The sequence below is a fragment of the Nocardia wallacei genome (genome assembly GCF_029869545.1).
In the GTDB taxonomy this organism is placed as follows: Bacteria; Actinomycetota; Actinomycetes; order Mycobacteriales; family Mycobacteriaceae; genus Nocardia; species Nocardia wallacei_A.
Genome location: NZ_JARWQD010000159.1, coordinates 1 through 16,333, shown reverse-complemented (window position 1 = coordinate 16,333; position 16,333 = coordinate 1). Strand labels below are relative to the sequence as shown.

Here is a 16,333-nt window from a genome sequence, read left to right as displayed (position 1 = left end):
GGGGTCTTTTACCCTTTTGGTCTAACCGCGACGAATGCGCACTTTGTGCTACACCACGGAACGTAACTTGCACCCTGGGCGGCACCCACGGTCGGGGCTGCCGCCTTTCAACAGCTATCCCACCCCGCGGCCGAGGTAGGCCAGGAGGCGAGTTTGGTCGTCGGCGCCGGACGGTGGGGTGGCTTCGGGGCCGAAGAAGCCGGGGGCGCGAACGACATTGGCGTGGGCCCACGCGGAGGCCCGGGCGACGAGGTCGGGTGGGAGCTGGATGTCCATCCCGAGCGGATGGGCCATATCCCAGGCATGGGTGATCGAATCGGTCAGCAGCAGCGGAAGTACCGCCGAGAGCGGGATCTCACCCAGGCCCGTGATCTGGGTGGTCCGGGCCAGCGCCTCGGCCGTGAGCGCGGCATCGCATGCGGACCGCGCCGATCGGAAGGCCTGCACCGGGTCGTCGCCCGCCAGCGCACCGGGATGCGCGGACCCGGGCGCCCCACTGCGATCGGTGAACTCCTCCTCCACCGCCCAGGCCCGCATCTGCCGCTGCGCCCAAGTAACGTGCCCGGCGACGTCGCGGACCGTCCACTCGGCACAGGCCGACGGCGAATCCCATTGGCCCGCCCCGACTTTCGCCAACACGGCCTCCAGCTCGTCCACCGCCCGGCGGTACGCCTGCAGAGTCTCGTCCATTGCTGTTCCTCCAGATCGAGGGTCGATGTCACAGCAAGGACGATCAGCCCACCCCGATCTCGACACTCAGCAGCGGATTGCGGAGCCCAGTTTCCGAATTCGGCGTGAAGCTGCTCTCAGCTCGTACAACATGTAGGCGGTATGGTCCGCCGGATATGCGAAAGCGGTGGTCCGTTGTTGGACGGACCACCGCATTTGCGTTCAGATATGGAGCGGTGCTTACCAGCTGGACTTGTGGACGCCCGGGAGTTCGCCGCGGTGGGCCATTTCGCGCAGGCATACGCGGCACAGGCCGAACTTGCGGTAGACCGCGTGGGGGCGGCCGCAGCGCTGGCAGCGGGTGTAGGCGCGAACGGCGAACTTCGGCTTCGCGTTGGCCTTGTTGATCAGAGCTTTCTTAGCCATGTGCTCAGTTCTCCTTGAACGGGAAGCCGAGGTGCTTGAGCAGGGCGCGCCCCTCCTCGTCGTTGGTCGCCGTGGTGACGACCGTGATGTCCATACCGCGCGGGCGGTCGATCTTGTCCACATCGATCTCGTGGAACATCGACTGCTCGCTCAGGCCGAACGTGTAGTTGCCGTTGCCGTCGAACTGCTTCGGCGACAGGCCGCGGAAGTCGCGGATACGCGGGAGCGCGATGGACACCAGGCGGTCCAGGAACTCCCACATGCGGTCGCCGCGCAGGGTGACGCGGGCGCCGATCGGCATGCCCTCGCGCAGCTTGAACTGCGCGATCGACTTGCGGGCCTTGCGGATCTCCGGCTTCTGACCGGTGATCAGCGCCAGGTCCGCGACGGCGCCGTTGATCAGCTTGGCGTCGCGAGCGGCGTCACCGACACCCATGTTCACGACAACCTTCACCACGCCCGGGATCTGCATCACGTTGGCGTAGTTGAATTCCTTGTTCAGCGCGTCCTTGATCTCGGCGCGGTAGCGCAGCTTGAGACGGGGCTGAATGTTCTCGGTGGTCGTCATCAGATGTCCTTCCCGTTGCGACGGGAGATGCGCACCCGCTTGCCGTTCTCGTCGGTGCGGTAACCCACGCGGGTCGGCTTGCCGTCGGAGTCGACAACCATCACGTTCGAGACGTGGATGGGCGCCTCCTGGGTCACGATGCCGCCCGAGCTGGCACCACGCTGGTTCGCGGAGTTCGCGACGTGCTTCTTGATCCGGTTCACGCCCTCGACCAGGACCTTCTCGGTCTGCGGGTAGGCCTGGATGACCTTGCCCTTGGCGCCCTTGTCCTTACCCGAGACGACGATCACGGTGTCGCCCTTGTGCACCTTCATGTCAGAGCACCTCCGGGGCCAGCGAAACGATCTTCATGAAACGCTTGTCACGCAGCTCGCGGCCGACGGGGCCGAAGATGCGGGTGCCGCGCGGATCGTTGTCCGGCTTGATCAGCACCGCGGCGTTCTCGTCGAAACGGATGTAGGAACCATCCGGACGACGGCGCTCCTTGGTGGTGCGCACGATGACAGCCTTGACGACATCGCCCTTCTTGACGTTGCCGCCGGGGATGGCATCTTTCACGGTGGCGACGATCACGTCGCCGATACCGGCATAGCGACGCGACGACCCGCCGAGCACACGGATGCAGAGGATCTCCTTGGCACCCGTGTTGTCGGCGACGCGCAGTCGCGACTCCTGCTGAATCACTTCAGCTCCTCCTAGACCTGGACGATATGCACGCCGGATTCCGACCCGACGGGCATGGCCGGTTGCCCTCCGCACGCGCGCCTGCCAGCGGTTTCCTGATCTGGATCGATCCACCACTGTGGGTTCGCGGCCGGAGTGCGGGCACAGTTGTCCCGCAGGCAACCGGTTCAGTGTAGCGAAGCCCCAGGTCCTACCCAAATCGCCCCGGCCAAAAGCATGCCGGGGATGAGGAGGGGCATGCCGGGGATGAGCGAGGGGCATGCCGGGATGAGCGAGGGGTGGTTTGGCGTGGGTTCAGCTATTACTCAGTCACCTCTACTAACGTCGGCGCGAGCTACGTCACCGCTGATGAAGAGGAGACCGAGTGACCGCGCCCGAGCGCCCGTCCAGACTCGCCCGCCGCACCTTTCTGACCGCCCTCGGCCTGGTACCCGCGGCCGCGGCGCTGGCCTCGTGCGACACCTCCGATTCCGGGGCCACCGCGCCGCTGGCCGGGCCGGACATGTCGGGCGCGGATCCGGCGATCCGGCCGCAGGACGATCTGTTCCGGTCGGTCAACGGCACCTGGCTGCGGACGTATCAGCTGCCCCCGGACAAGACCTCCTTCGGCAGCTTCGACGAGGTGAACGACCGGGTCGAGGGCGAGCTGAAGGAGATCATCGAGGGCATCGAGGACCCCGAGGACGGGGCCGCCGACCAGCAGATCCGCGATCTGTACGACGCACGCATGAACGAGGACGAGCTGAACCGGCTCGGCATCTCACCGCTGCAGGACCTGTTCGCGCAGATCGACGGCGCGGCGAACAAGACCGACCTGGCCCGGGTGATGGGTTCGCTGCCCGATGTCGGGTTGATCGGGTTGGGCGTGGCTGCCGATCCGATGGACTCGAACGCCAACCTGCCGATGGTCGCCCAGTCCGGGCTGGGGCTCGGCGAGCAGTACTACCGCAAGCCCGAATACGCCCAGAAGCTCGACGCGTACCGCACCTTCATGCAGCGCATCGCCGCCGCCGCCGGATTTCCCGAACCCGCCGCCTACGCGCAGCGCGTGGTCGATCTGGAGACCCGCATCGCCGCCGGGTTCTGGGACAACGTCCGCGCCCGCGACGCCTCGGCCACCTACAACCTGCGCAGCTGGGCCGAATTGACCTCGCTCGCACCGGGATTCGCCTGGGACGCCTGGCTCGCGGGCAACACCGACCGGCCCAGGGAACTGTTCGCGACGGTGAATGTCGCCGAACCGTCGTTCGTCACCGAGGCCGGAAAGCTGTGGGACGAGGTCGATATCGCTACCTGGCGCGACTATCTGAAGCTGAGCCTGGTCCGCGAGTACGCGCCGTATCTCACCAGGGAGATCTCCGACGCCAACTTCGAATTCTTCGGCAAGGTCATGCAGGGCATGCAGGAGCGGCCGGAACTGTGGCGGTCGGCGGTGAACACGGTCAATTCCAATCTCGGCGAACAGCTCGGAAAAGTGTATGTGGCCAAGTACTTTCCGCCCGAGGCGAAGGACCGCGCCAACCAGATGGTGTCGGATCTGATGGCGGCCTACCGCGACAACTTCCGCACATCGAGCTGGATGTCGCCGCCCACCCGGGATGCCTCCATCGCGAAGCTCGACAAGATCAATGCCAAGATCGGCTACCCGGACAAGTGGACCGACTACTCCGGACTGCGGATCACCCGCGGCAAACTGGTCGAATCCCTGCGCGCCGCTACGGCTTTCGAGGCCCAGCGCATGTTCGACAAGCTCGGCAAGCCCGTCGACAAGTCCGAATGGGCGATGCCGCCGCAGACGGTGAACGCCTACTACAACCCCTCCGGTAACGAGATCGTGTTCCCGGCGGCGTTCCTGCAGCCGCCGTTCTTCGACCCCGGCGCCCGGGCGGCGGTGAACTTCGGCGCGGGCGGTGCCGTGATCGGCCACGAGATCGGCCACGGCTTCGACGATCAGGGCTCCAAGTACGACGGCGACGGCAACCTGAAGGACTGGTGGACGCCGCAGGACAAGGCGGCCTTCGAGGCCAAGACCGAGCAACTCATCGCGCAGTACAACGCGCTGGTGCCCGCGGGCCTCGCGCCGGATCAGCACGTCAACGGCGAGCTCACCGTGGGCGAGAACCTGGCCGACCTGCGCGGCCTGATGATCTCCCTGGCCGCCTACCGGATCGCCGAAAAGCGCGACGGCACCGACAATCCCGACTACCACCCGGTCTTCGAATCCTGGGGGCGCACCTGGCGCACCAAGCAGACCCCGCAGGCCACCGAGTCCCAGCTCGCCAGCGACCCGCACTCCCCCGCCGAATTCCGCTGCAACCAGGTCGTGCGCAACCTGCCGGAGTTCTACGCCACCTACGGTGTGCAGGAGGCGGACAAGTTGTTCCTTCCCCAGGACCAGCGGGTGGCGTTGTAGGACCCTTTCGCGGTCTCGTACCGGTAGCCTCTTGCGCAGCAAGTCGGCTACGAGCATGGGTGCGGGGTCAGCCCGCCGGGGAGTGGGTTTTGGTGACATCGTCGGGTTCGGTGCGCCTCGGGCGTCGTACGTTTCTGGTTGCGATGGGGCTCGTGCCCGCGGCGGCGGCCCTCGGGGCGTGTTCGAAGGACGAGGCGCCGAAGCAGTTGCACGGGGCGGATGTGTCGGGCGTCGACGAGGCGGTGCGACCGCAGGACGATCTGTACCGGTACGTCAACGGCAAGTGGCTGCGCGACTATCAGCTGCCGCCGGACAAATCGGGGTACGGCTCGGGTACCGAGGCCGCCGAGCGCACCCAGGACCAGCTGCGCGAGATCATCGACGGCATCAAGGATCCGGAGGAGGGCACCGAGGCCCAGCACATCCGCGACCTCTACGACGCCCGGGTGGACTGGGACGAGATCGAGCGGCTGGGCATGACCCCGCTGCAGCCGATGTTCGACCGGATCGACAGGGCCGCAACCAAACCCGAACTCGCCCGCGTGATGGGCGAACTGCCGCTCGGCGGGCTCATCGGCCTCGGCGTCGGCGTCGACCGCAAGAAGACCGACAGCTATGTGCCCTCGATCGGCCAGTCGGGCATCGGGCTGGGCGAGGAGTACTACCGCAAGCCCGAATACGCCGACAAGCTCGCCGCGTACCGCACGTTCATGGAGCAGATCGCCGCCGGCGCCGGACTTCCCGATCCGGCGGCGCTGGCCGGGCGCGTGGTCGACCTGGAGGTCCGCATCGCCGCCCACCACTGGGACAACGTGCGCATGCGCGACGCGAACGCCACCTACAACCGGATGACCTGGGCCCAGGTGACCGATCTCGGCAAGGGATTCGACTGGGACCCTTGGCTTTCCGGCAACACCGACCGGCCGAAGGACCTGTTCGCCGAACTCGTGGTGGGTCAGCCGTCGTATATCCCGGCGGCGGCGCAGCTGTGGACCGAGGTGGATATCGCCGTCTGGCGGGAGTACTTGAAGCTCAGCCTGATTCGTTCCTTCGCGAAGTACCTGCCCAAGGCGATCAACGATGCCAACTTCCATTTCAACGGCACCGTCATGTCGGGGCAGAAGGAACGGCCCGAGCGCTGGAAGTACGGGGTCGGCATCGTGCAGGAGTCGCTGGGCGAGCAGCTCGGAAAGCTGTACGTGGACAAGTACTTCCCGCCGGAGGCCAAGGACGAGGTCAAGAAGATGGTGGCCGACCTGATGGAGGCCTACCGCGAGGACTTCCGCAACTCCAGCTGGATGACCCCGGCCACCCGGGACGCGGCGCTGGTCAAGCTCGAGAAGATGACCGTCAAGCTCGGCTATCCGGACAAGTGGACCGACTATTCCGGCCTGAAGATCACTCGCGGCAAGCTCATCGAATCCCTCGTCGCCATCAACAATTTCGAGGCCAGGCGGGCATTCAACCGCCTCGGGACGCCGGTGGACAAGGCCGAATGGAACAGCACACCGCAGACGGTCAACGCCTTCTACTCCCCGCCCAACAACGAGATCACCTTTCCCGCAGCGTATTTGCAGCCGCCGTTCTTCGACAAGGACGCCCTGCCCGCGGTCAACTTCGGCGCGGTCGGCGCCACCATCGGCCACGAGATCGGCCACGGCTTCGACGATCAGGGGTCCAAATACGACGCCACCGGCAATCTGCGCAACTGGTGGACGCCGGAGGATCGGGCGGCCTTCGACGCGAAATCCGAGCAGTTGGTAGAGCAGTTCAGCGTGCTGGTGCCCGAGGGCCTGGAACCGCACCAGCACGTCAACGGCGAGCTGACCCTGGGCGAGAACCTGGCCGACCTGCGCGGCCTGCAGATCGCGCTCGCCGCCTATCGCCTGGCCGAGCGGCGAGCCGGTCGCGAGCCCGACTTCCGCAGCATGTTCATGTCCTGGGCCCGCAGCTGGCGCGGCAAGCAGACCAAGGAGCTCACGGCCGAACTGCTCACCGATACCCACTCCCCCAACGAATTCCGCTGCAATCAGGTGGTGCGCAACCTGCAGGAGTTCTACGACACCTTCGGGGTGAAGGAGGGGGACAAGCTGTTTCTGCCGCCGGATCAGCGGGTCACGCTGTAGGGGCGCACCGCGAAACCCGGTAACGCTCTTGTACCGCCGATATACTGCGAATCCAGCGGGGACGACAGGACACGGGAGGCCGCTCGATCATGCGCAGTTCGTTTTTCGGCAATATGGAGCAGGGGCAGCAGCTACCCGGGCACTTCGCCCTGCAGAACGCCAAGATGCTCCGGGTGCAGCTCAACGGTGACGTGCTGGCCAAGCAGGGCTCCATGGTCGCCTTCCAGGGCCAGATGGATTTCGACTACGAAGGTGCCGGGGGCATCGGCAAATTCATCAAGAAGGCCGTGACCGGCGAGGGCGTGGAATTGATGCGCGTCAAGGGCCAGGGTCTGCTGTTCCTGGCCAACGACGCCGACGATGTGCACCTGTTCTTCCTGGAGAACGAGGGCATCACGGTCAACGGCGCCAACGTCCTGGCCTACGACGCGAGCCTGAGTTCCAACATTCAGCGGGTGCAGGGCGCGGGCATGGCGGCGGGCGGGCTGTTCAACACCACCCTGCAGGGCACCGGCTGGGTCGCCGTCACCACGCACGGCGCACCCGTGATGCTGGACGCGAGCCGCGCCCCGACCTTCGCCGACGGCCAGGCCGCGGTCGCCTGGAGCACCAGCCTGCAGGTCGGCGTGAACCGCACCTTCAAGGCCTCCGCGCTGATCGGCCGCGGCAGCGGCGAGGCCATGCAGCTGGCCTTCCGCGGCCAGGGTTTCGTCCTGGTCCAGGCCAGCGAGGGTCCCACGGTTCCGCCGCACACGCACTGAGCGCGGGCGATACGGGCTACGATCGGGGACGGAACGACAAGATCGAGGGGGTTTCGATATGGGCGACTCCGCGCCATCGGTTTCCGCCGACCATCGGTTGCGGCTGGCCCGCGTCTATGACGGGCGTGATCCCAGCGGACGCCCGACCGCCGACCGTGCAGCAGTGAATCCCGAACTGCGCGAAGCGCTTCTGACATATCTGGAGGCCGCGCCGGTGGTGCTCGCCGCCCGCCACCTCGACGTCGACGAGTTCGCCCCCGACGAGCACGACGTCCCCCTGAACTACCGCACCGACGGCACCTGGATCTGGGCGGGCTCGGTCCCCCACTACCTCCGCAAGCACGGTCTACCCCCGGAACCGGGCCTGGTTCAGCACATCGTGGCGCGCGACTTTCGCACACCCGAGGTCGATGAGGAGACGAAAGACCTTGCGGTATCGGTGATTACCGGGACGTGAGCCGCTCCCGCATCCACGCCGGAATGAACTCGGCAGCGCGCGGATACAAGTCCAGCTCCCGAGCGCAGTCCGCGTCGGTGGGGGGATCGTCCCACAGTGGCATCTGCTGCCGGTCGTACTCCACGGTGGTGGCGTCCGGATATTCGAGCCGGTAGGTCGCGTGCAGCCAGGCCCCGCTCTCCGGGTTCGCCATCCCCGCACGTAGCGCCGCGAAGCGCTCGTCGACATCCTCTGGCAGTGATACGCCGACCATTCCACCGTTCTCCATGCGCAGCAGACCGCCGCTGATCACGGTGTCGCCGACCGCGGTGTAGTCGATTTGCAGATGATGCCACCCTGCCGGTAACACCGTTTGCAACCGCGCGGTGATCGCGGATAAAATCTCGGATTGAGCCTCGGGGCCAAGCGGTTTCGTCACCGTAGTCAGTATTCCTCTTCACTCTACTTCGGGCAGTTTTGCGCGAAGCCAGTCCGGCACATGCTCTGAGTCGCGAGGGTACGCTCGAAGATCCTTCGCCCATTCCTCTGCCGCGATCTCGGGCCACCACTGGGGGTCGTCGTCGTAGTTGAACAACACGCGATACTCCATCGGCGGATCGATCGTGTAGCGCAGCGAGAACCACGTGCCGCGACCGGGCTCGTACATTGTTGCGCGCAACTCGCGGAGTGCTCCGACGACCGAAAACGGCACGCGCACGGCGCGCGTCGCACCGTCGCTCTCGACCACCGTCAACTCCGACTGAGCCGTCGTGCCGGTGTTCCAGAAGCGGAGATCGATCCGCAACCAATTCCCCGGTACCGCCGCCACCAGATCGCGGCCGACAGTGCCGAGCAGTTCCCCGTGAGTTTCACGGACTCGGTGGGGGTGGGTGGAGGTAGATGGGGTGTCTCGCTTGCTCGGGGACATTGTAGAAACTCCTCAAATACACTCGAATCGACGCCGGGTTCCGGAGAATCAGTTGGAACTGAGCATGCAGAACATCCGGTGTGTGCACGCCCGGTGTGCGACGTTCCGCCCACACATCGATCCTGTCCACATCGACATTCGGGTCGGCACGAAGATCGGCCTGATCCGACTCCATTCTCCGCCACGAATCCGACGTCGGTCGCTCATCCAGGCGCCAGCCACTGTTTTCGTAGGCCCACTGCGGAATATGGTTGATGCGCTCGCCGGGACCACCCGATTCATAGGAGGCAAGGTGCCCACCGGCGAACCGGTACATCCGACGATCCGCCGGTGGCTGGCTGTCGCGATCGTATTCGCCGCCGATGCGCGTGCCCGTACGATCGTTGCCGCCGCTGGCGATCTGCCCCACGTCGGTCTGCAGGTTACCGGTCTCGTCGAACCCTCGCCGTGAACCGAAGTAGTCGGCCGCCCTGGTTCCCGGCGGCGGGTAGTGCGGGCGAATCGACGCGGCAACGGTATCGCCGTGCTCGTCGGTCCGATACAGCTGCCGCGGCTCACGCGCGTCGAAGCCGTCCAGATACCGCGGACCGACCGCATAGGTGGTGTTCGGTCTCGGAACCTGCAATCCGCTGTCCCAGGTCGCTCCCGTGCCGAGTTCCGGATTGAATCCGTGGTCGCGGTTGCCCGACCACGTATGAATGTGGGAGAAGTTGCCGCGTGCGTCCGTGTAGAAGGTGCCGTGCCAATCCCCCCTGGTGTCGTATACATCGTACCGAGTGTGCGGTTCCCTCGGCTCGCTCAGTGAGAACGGCCCGGACGTCGCCGGGTCGTAGTTCCGCACCGGCTCCGCCGTCCGGTACAGACCGTTGTGATCGCCCGGCGGGTTCCAGTCGACCGCCGGCGGCACGTCCCCGCGGTTGAACTCGTCGAAACGCTGCGGTGGCTCATGTGTCGGCTCTCGGGAGGGTAGCGACGAATCGTGCGGAGGGGGCGCGGTCGCGTCCGGCTCGCGTCCGGCGGGCAGCGGATCGTGGGTCGGCTCGGGACCCATGAAGATATGCCTGAGATTGGGACCCGTCGACACGTTGTATTTGACGCCAGGAGCGGGCCGGGCGGTATCGGGATTGACCGGCGCTGCGATCGGATCACGGCTCAGTCCCACATTCGGCACGGCCGTCTCGACGTGCGTGACATTTCGATTCGCGTCGGTATAGAAGACGCCCCGCAGGTTGCCGTCGGTGTCGGTGACCCGCATCCGGGAATTCGGTTGCAGAGGTTCCCGGCCGTTGAAGTCGAGCACCCTGACGTCCCTGCCGACCGTCAGCGGCACCTCCGGCAGCGGTGTGCCGTCGGGGCGAACCGGGGGGTCCCAGGTTTCCCGCTGCTGCGGGGTTCCGTCGCGATCCGGATCGTCCCGGACCGGGTCGACGGGGCGCGCGCGTTCGGCCGCGTCGTCGGGGGTCAGCCCCTGCTTGTCGGCATCCCGAGTCCCCGGGACGAAGCCGTCGTCGCCGACCTTGGTCGTGGTGCCGTTGGGACGATGTGTCTGCCACTCACCGTCCGGGGGGATGCGCGGGCGGCGGTTGCCGTCCGGGCCGATTTCGGGGGTGCTGCTGTAGACGCGGCCGCGGCCGTCGGTCCAGGCGGACTTGGTGGGGGCCAGGACGTCTACGCCGAGGTGGGTGGCCAGGCGGGCGGCGAAGCCGTTGGTGGCGGCGTCGCAGCCGATCAGGCGGATGGGGGACTTGCCGTCCCAGCCGTGGTTGCGCAGGAGGTTGCCGTATTCCTCCGGGGTGTACCTGTGGTTGCCTATGCGGGCGTGGCCGTCGGGGGTGACATGGACGTCGGCGGTGAAGCGGCCCTCGTCGCGCGGGACGCGGTGCGGCAGGTCGCCCATGGAGGTGTCGCCGCGATGGTGGGAGATGCCGGCGGGAGTTCGTTCGCCGTGGCGGGCGTGGGCCTCCTCGATGCTCGGGCGGGGTTCGGACGAGCCGGGCTCGTGCGACTCGGGCCGATCCCGCTGCGGATCGAAGTCACGCGAATCCTTCGGTGGCGCTTCACGATCCGGGCTCGTGCCGGAGCGTTCGGTATCGCGTTCCCGCACGCCACCGGGCTCCGCATCACGATCACGCGGCCCGCCATGTTCCCCCTGCCGTTCGGTACCGGCGCCCGCGCGGTCGGCGGGCGTTGTGCCGCTGCCGGATTCGGGGCCCGCATGCGTGCGCGGAGCGGCCTCGGCCCCGGTGCTGCGCGCATGCATCGGTGAGCCGGACGGCCCCGCATCGCCGGGCAAGCCGGTGCTGCGCGAAGCGTCACCCGCGCGCGAAGAACTGCTGGTATCGCTTGGGCGGGCCGGGCTGCTCGTATCGGCCATGCGCGCTGGGTTGCTCGTGTCTCTGACTCGCGTAGGACTGCTGGCATCGACTGGCCGCGCCGGGGTTGAGGTGTCCGGGCGGGCGGGGGTGGTCGAATCAGGTCGTGCTGCAGGTGTGTTCGCCGCGGGGCGAGGTTCGGGGGGTGGAGCGAACGGGGCGGGGTCGGTGGGGCGGTCCGTGCCGAGGGGTGGTGTTCGGTCGGGCGGTGGTGCTGCCGGTGAATCTCCCCTGGCGGCAACAGGTTCGGTGCCCAGGGGTGTCGCACCGGCCGGGTGGGTGTCGGGTGATACGAAGGGGCGGTCCACCGAGGGTGGCGTGGGTTCCGGGACATCGTGGGCCTCGGGTCGGGAATCGCTTACCGGATCGGTGTCGCCGATACCCCGGTCGCCGACGGAGGCATCCGGACCGGAGCCCTGACGCGGAGCGCTGCCGAATTCCCCTTTCCCCGTGACCGATCCGTTGTCGCCGGGGACCGTCTCCGGCGGCGGGGGCCGCCCGGTGGAGCCATCGCCGCTCGGCGGCACGCCGGGTCCGTCGTGCGGCATTGTCGCGCCGGAACCGTAGGGTGCGGGCTGTTCACCGGTGTCCGGCTGAACTGCCCGGTCACTAGGGCCGTCGTGCACGGGCTGTCCGCCCATCCCGTCATGCATCGACAGCTCGTCCCCCACGTCGCGCACGGACCGCTCGCCCGTGCCGTCGTGGGCCGGGCGCTCGCCCGTCGAACCGCCGTAGCCCTGATCGCCGGGATCGGTCCGGGAGGAGCCGTCTCCGGCGCGGGCCGGCGGGGAGTGGTCGGGTGATCCTCCGGGATCGGCTGCCGCGGGGCGGGTTTCGGCGGGCGGGGGGCCACCGCGGTCGACGGGACCGCTACCGCCGTCGTGCCCGACCGGCGCGACATCCTGTCCCGGTGCGCCGCTGTCGTCCGGAGTGGAGCGGGGATTGGCCGCCGCGCCATCGGAAAGTGGCGACGCCCCCTCGGGACGCATGGCACCGCCGTCGAAATTCGTCTTGCCGAGCGGACTCGGAGCATCCCGCATGCCCGGCCCGAGACCGTGTCCGGCGCCGTGCATCGCGCCCGGCACCATACCCGCGGTGACCATCCGGGGATCGAAATGCCACTGGCCGGTCATCGCCCCGGTCGCCGCCCAGGCCCCCATCGCGTTGGCGGCGCCGCCGAGCGCACCGGCCGCGCGGTCGGCCATCGAACGCTTACCGAGCATCTTGTCGCCGAACACTTTTCCCATCGGCCCCAGCGCCGCCTTGCCGACGCCCGCCCCGAGCATCCCGCCCGCCGCGCCCGAGACTCCGGAGACCGCCACCTGACCCCAGTCGACCTTGTCGCGACGCCCGAACATCGTCTGGTAGCCCTGGATCGCGGCATCCGGCACCGCGTTCATGCCGCCGTCGATCGCCATGTGGATCATCAGTCGCTTGGTGAACTGCGATTTCAACGCCGCCGCGATCGAATTCTTCAGTCCCAGTTGGCCGATGCGCGACAGCAGCTGCCGGATCATCACCCGCACACCGACGCGGGTACCGGCGATCAGCGCCGCCTCGGTGGCCGGAGCGGTCGGCGGAAACAACCACGCCGCAGCGATTTCCAGCGCCAGCAGCACCAGCGTCGAGTGGAACATCAGCTTGGTGTACTCGAGCTCGGTGCCGGTCGAGTCCGCGGTCTCGGCCACGCTGTTGAACCATTTCACCAGCTCGTCGACCGAGCCCTCACCGTCCCGCATCGCCTGCAGCTGTTTGATCATCGCCTCCCCGCCGGAGCCCTGCGGGTAGGCGGCCCGGATGGCCGCGATCGCGGTGTCGATATCGGAATCTATGTCGGACAGCGAAGTTGCCGCCGCGCGCCAATCGTCGGCGAGCCCCCACATCAGGTCCTCGTTACCGTCCGGCCATTCCATTCCGACCAGCCAGCCGAGTCCGTCCGCCAGCGGCGGTTTCCAGATCACCACGGCGAACCCACCATTCCGACCGGACTCACAGACACCCCCTGGCGAACAATTTCCGCCCGAAAATCGACTGTGGCACAAGGATGTCGGAGATTTCAACCCCCGAGAAATCGCGGCACACATCCGTCATCTCCGGCATTGCCCGTGCGGTGAATCGGAGTTATGGTCGGAAATTACTTCAGGGGAGGAGGGTCCACCGTCATGACCGGTAGGAACGTCGAAACAGATCCCGAGCTGCAGCGGCAGGCGGCCGAGAAGGCCAAGCTGGTCAGCGACCGGATCGCCGATGCGCTCACCACGCTGCAGACGGCCGCGGAGGGCAAGGGCACCCCGTGGGGCAGCGATCAGTACGGTGATCGATTCGCGAACGGCGAGAACAACAACGGATACGAGGCCGCACGCCGGAATCTGAAGAAACTTACGGGCAATCTCGCGGATCATTCCTCGGAACACGGTGACGGCCAGCAGAAATCCTCGAAACTGCACGGCGATACCGACCGCACCAGCGCCGACGGTTTCCGGTAGCAACCGTGTCGAATGAACATGCCAAAAGGGAACTGGCCGAACTTCTGACGGCATTCGATGATCAAGTACAGACCATTGCCGACATCCACGAGCGCCGGGCACGGCTGACCGCGACCGGAACCGCTCGCCGCAAGAAGATCATGGTGACGGTGAATGCCGACGGCGTCGTGATCGAGACCCGATTCGCCTCCGATATCGGCGATCTCGATTACCCCGAAATAGCTCGCGGAGTCACCGAGGCCGCACAGCAGGCCGCCGCGGAAATGACACGGAAGACCTCCGAACTCATGCAGCCGCTGCAGGCCCAGCGTGCGCGGTTGCCGAAGCTGTCGGATCTGATCGAGGGCCTGCCCGACCTCACCCAGCGCATGCCGGTTGCCCCACCGGTATCGACGGCACCGCCCGACTCACCCGAACGGCGTTCCGGCACAGATGATTCCGATATGCAGTTCACCGATGTGGACGAGATCGACTTCGACAGTGGCAGCAAGGGCATCACCGACAGCGGCTGGTGATCGGCTCAGTGCGTGATCAGCCGCCAATCGTCGGGCAGGTTCGAGGCGGTGATGTGGTCGCCGTCCACCGCCAGGTCGATCACCGAGCCGCCGAGGCGCAGATCGGTGAGTTCGACGCGGCCCCAGCGGGGCGGCAGGTGCGGGAGCACGGTGAGGGTGCGGCGCGGGGCATCCGGATCCAGGCCGAGGAACGAGCGGACCAGCAGCAGCGGGGCGGCGCTGGCCCATGCCTGCGGGGAGCACGAGGTCGGATACGGCACCGGCGCCGCGAACTTGGAACGCGGGAAACCGCAGAACAATTCGGGCAGCCGCCCGCCGAAGGCCGCGGCGGCGTCCAGCAGCCCGTCGGCCAGCCGGGTGGCCAGCTCGACCGCGCCCGGGATGTGCCGGTAGCGCAGCAGCCCGGCCACCGCGATCGCGGTGTCGTGCGGCCACACCGAACCGTTGTGGTAGCTCATCGGATTGAACGCGCCCATATCGGAAGCCAGTGTGCGCAAACCGAATCCGGAATCCATCGCCGGTGTCGCCAGCCGCCGCACGATCTGCGCGGCCTGCTCGTCGGTGGCGATACCCGACCACAGGCAGTGCCCGACATTGCTGGTGAGCGCGTCGACGCGGCGCTTGCTCCCGTCCAGAGCGACCGCGTACCAACCCCTTTCGGGCAGCCAGAACGCCTCGCCGAACTTGGTGCGCAGCTGCGCGGCGTGCTCGCGCATCCGGGTGGCGGTGGCCGCGTCGCCGAACTCGTCGGCCAGCTCGGCGCGCGCCAGTAACGCGCCGTACACGTAACCCTGTACCTCGCACAGCGCGATCGGCGCCTCCGCCAGGTGGCCCGCGGCATCGTTGATGCCGTCGAAGCTGTCCTTCCAGCCCTGGTTGATCAGGCCGCGATCGGTGGCGCGCTGGTACTCGACGAACCCGTCGCCGTCGCGGTCACCGAAGTGCGTGATCCAGTCCAGCGCGGCGTCGGCGGCGGGCAGCAGGGCCTGCACCGCCTCCGCGGGCGCACCCCAGCGCCGCACCTCCGCCAGCAGCATCACGAAAAGCGGTGTGGCGTCGACGGTTCCGTAATAGGTCTCGCCGCCCAGCGCCAGCCCGCCGGAGGGCCCGCGCCGGATCTCGTGCATGATCCGGCCCGGTTCCTCCTCGGTGAGCGGATCCACCCGCTGCCCCTGCAGCTCGGCCAGCCGCTGCATGGTGCCCATCGCGAGGCCGACGTCCAGCGGCAGCGCCATCCACGCCGTGAGCAGGCTGTCGCGCCCGAACAGGGTCATGAACCAGGGGGCACCGGCCGCGACGAAGGTGCGACCGTCGTGGGAGTCGTCGTGGATCTGCAGGGCGCCCAGGTCGCTCTCGGTCCGCTGCAGGACCGCGGTGAGCAGCGGGTCGCCCGTGGTGAGCTTGGTCGCGGTGTCGCGCCATGCCTCGATCTTGCGGCCGGGTTCGCTGCGCTCGTAATGCTCGCCGGGCCGCAGCGGCAGGCTGACGCGCTGGTTGGCCAGGGTCGGCTGGGCCAGGATCTCGGTGCTCCAATGCCCGCCGGCCGGGACCACCACCCGCCACAGCAGCGACCCCGGCAGCACCGAGGGCGGCTCCGACGACGAGATCGCCATGCCGCGGGACCGGTCGGACCGATCGTTGAGCAGCAGCTCGCTGTCGGTGACCATGACCTCGGCCCGCCCGTGGCCCTCGCGCCCCTCCTTGACCGCGAACAGGTCCACGAAATCGGCGTCGGCATGCAGTTCGAGCGTCACCGCGGTGGGCTCGCGGCCCAGATTCTCGACGCTGACCGTTTCGCGCAGCCCGTCGGCGACGAGCCGCTCCCGCACCACCAGCAGGCTGCTGTCGGCCGCCCCCGCCCGGGGCGGCCGCCGCCGCGGGGTACCCCCCGGGGGAGCCCCCCGGCGGCCCGCCCCCCGCCGCGCCCGGGGCGGGGCCCGGCCCCCCCC

15 protein-coding genes are annotated in these 16,333 nt (G+C 67.7%); 6 read left to right on the top strand and 9 right to left on the bottom strand.

Features of this window, described 5'->3' with window-relative positions; all coding sequences use genetic code 11:
* Positions 1 to 114: 114 nt before the first annotated feature.
* From QH290_RS12850 to rplN, 5 genes are all read right to left on the bottom strand, one after another.
* Entirely contained in the window at positions 115 to 690 is a 576-nt protein-coding gene (locus QH290_RS12850) for a TIGR03086 family metal-binding protein (protein WP_280382962.1), read from the bottom strand.
* Positions 691 to 909: 219 nt separating this feature from the next.
* Positions 910 to 1,095 carry a type Z 30S ribosomal protein S14 gene (locus QH290_RS12845; RefSeq protein WP_029923637.1) on the bottom strand — a complete coding sequence of 62 codons (186 nt, stop codon included), beginning with the start codon at positions 1,093 to 1,095 and terminating at the stop codon, positions 910 to 912.
* Between the two features lie 4 nt (positions 1,096 to 1,099).
* Positions 1,100 to 1,663, bottom strand: a complete 564-nt coding sequence (rplE, locus tag QH290_RS12840; protein ID WP_068020614.1) for a 50S ribosomal protein L5 — start codon at positions 1,661 to 1,663, stop codon at positions 1,100 to 1,102.
* Positions 1,663 to 1,977, bottom strand: coding sequence for a 50S ribosomal protein L24 (gene rplX, locus QH290_RS12835; protein ID WP_062507016.1), 315 nt, complete (start codon positions 1,975 to 1,977; stop codon positions 1,663 to 1,665). Before rplX ends, rplE begins: the two co-directional genes overlap by 1 nt.
* A 1-nt stretch (position 1,978) precedes the next feature.
* On the bottom strand, positions 1,979 to 2,347 hold the full coding sequence (gene rplN / locus QH290_RS12830; RefSeq protein WP_280266752.1) for a 50S ribosomal protein L14: 369 nt from the start codon (positions 2,345 to 2,347) through the stop codon (positions 1,979 to 1,981).
* A gap of 364 nt (positions 2,348 to 2,711) precedes the next feature.
* Here rplN and QH290_RS12825 point away from each other — a divergent pair, with 364 nt between their 5' ends.
* The 4 genes from QH290_RS12825 to QH290_RS12810 all read left to right on the top strand — a co-directional run bounded on the left by QH290_RS12825 (position 2,712) and on the right by QH290_RS12810 (position 8,104).
* Entirely contained in the window at positions 2,712 to 4,760 is a 2,049-nt protein-coding gene (locus QH290_RS12825; RefSeq protein WP_280382961.1) for a M13 family metallopeptidase, read from the top strand.
* A gap of 143 nt (positions 4,761 to 4,903) precedes the next feature.
* Positions 4,904 to 6,886: a M13 family metallopeptidase gene (locus QH290_RS12820; RefSeq protein ID WP_280382960.1), complete on the top strand. Its 1,983-nt coding sequence runs from the start codon at positions 4,904 to 4,906 to the stop codon at positions 6,884 to 6,886.
* Positions 6,887 to 6,999: 113 nt separating this feature from the next.
* On the top strand, positions 7,000 to 7,647 hold the full coding sequence (locus QH290_RS12815) for an AIM24 family protein (protein ID WP_425301769.1): 648 nt from the start codon (positions 7,000 to 7,002) through the stop codon (positions 7,645 to 7,647).
* A 58-nt stretch (positions 7,648 to 7,705) separates the two neighbouring features.
* Positions 7,706 to 8,104 (top strand): hypothetical protein, encoded by a 399-nt coding sequence (locus tag QH290_RS12810; RefSeq protein ID WP_280266756.1) that lies wholly within the window; start codon positions 7,706 to 7,708, stop codon positions 8,102 to 8,104.
* On the opposite strand, the gene QH290_RS12805 is transcribed toward QH290_RS12810, so the two are convergent.
* The 3 genes from QH290_RS12805 to QH290_RS12795 form a co-directional block, all read right to left on the bottom strand.
* On the bottom strand, positions 8,091 to 8,522 hold the full coding sequence (locus tag QH290_RS12805; protein ID WP_280266757.1) for a hypothetical protein: 432 nt from the start codon (positions 8,520 to 8,522) through the stop codon (positions 8,091 to 8,093). The two genes, QH290_RS12810 and QH290_RS12805, sit on opposite strands and share 14 nt — an antisense overlap.
* A gap of 18 nt (positions 8,523 to 8,540) precedes the next feature.
* Positions 8,541 to 8,888, bottom strand: a complete 348-nt coding sequence (locus QH290_RS12800; protein ID WP_280266758.1) for a hypothetical protein — start codon at positions 8,886 to 8,888, stop codon at positions 8,541 to 8,543.
* 64 nt (positions 8,889 to 8,952) lie between these two features.
* Positions 8,953 to 13,347, bottom strand: coding sequence for a WXG100-like domain-containing protein (locus QH290_RS12795; RefSeq protein WP_280382959.1), 4,395 nt, complete (start codon positions 13,345 to 13,347; stop codon positions 8,953 to 8,955).
* Between the two features lie 198 nt (positions 13,348 to 13,545).
* Here QH290_RS12795 and QH290_RS12790 point away from each other — a divergent pair, with 198 nt between their 5' ends.
* On the top strand, positions 13,546 to 13,869 hold the full coding sequence (locus tag QH290_RS12790) for a hypothetical protein (protein ID WP_280266760.1): 324 nt from the start codon (positions 13,546 to 13,548) through the stop codon (positions 13,867 to 13,869).
* Between the two features lie 5 nt (positions 13,870 to 13,874).
* A complete protein-coding gene (locus QH290_RS12785) occupies positions 13,875 to 14,384 on the top strand; it encodes a YbaB/EbfC family nucleoid-associated protein (protein ID WP_280382958.1) in 510 nt (169 codons plus the stop codon).
* Positions 14,385 to 14,389: 5 nt separating this feature from the next.
* Here QH290_RS12785 and QH290_RS12780 read toward each other — a convergent pair.
* Positions 14,390 to 16,333, bottom strand: a 1,944-nt coding sequence (locus QH290_RS12780; protein WP_280382957.1) for a glycogen debranching N-terminal domain-containing protein, incomplete at its 5' end; no start/stop codon positions are given.

Coding starts and splice junctions, on each gene's coding strand:
- QH290_RS12845 (WP_029923637.1), bottom strand. CDS start 1,095: ATGGCTAAGAAAGCTCTGATCAACAAGGCCAACGCGAAGCCGAAGTTC.
- QH290_RS12790 (WP_280266760.1), top strand. CDS start 13,546: ATGACCGGTAGGAACGTCGAAACAGATCCCGAGCTGCAGCGGCAGGCG.
- QH290_RS12815 (WP_425301769.1), top strand. CDS start 7,000: ATGGAGCAGGGGCAGCAGCTACCCGGGCACTTCGCCCTGCAGAACGCC.
- rplX (WP_062507016.1), bottom strand. CDS start 1,977: ATGAAGGTGCACAAGGGCGACACCGTGATCGTCGTCTCGGGTAAGGAC.
- QH290_RS12850 (WP_280382962.1), bottom strand. CDS start 690: ATGGACGAGACTCTGCAGGCGTACCGCCGGGCGGTGGACGAGCTGGAG.
- rplE (WP_068020614.1), bottom strand. CDS start 1,663: ATGACGACCACCGAGAACATTCAGCCCCGTCTCAAGCTGCGCTACCGC.
- QH290_RS12810 (WP_280266756.1), top strand. CDS start 7,706: ATGGGCGACTCCGCGCCATCGGTTTCCGCCGACCATCGGTTGCGGCTG.
- QH290_RS12820 (WP_280382960.1), top strand. CDS start 4,904: ATGGGGCTCGTGCCCGCGGCGGCGGCCCTCGGGGCGTGTTCGAAGGAC.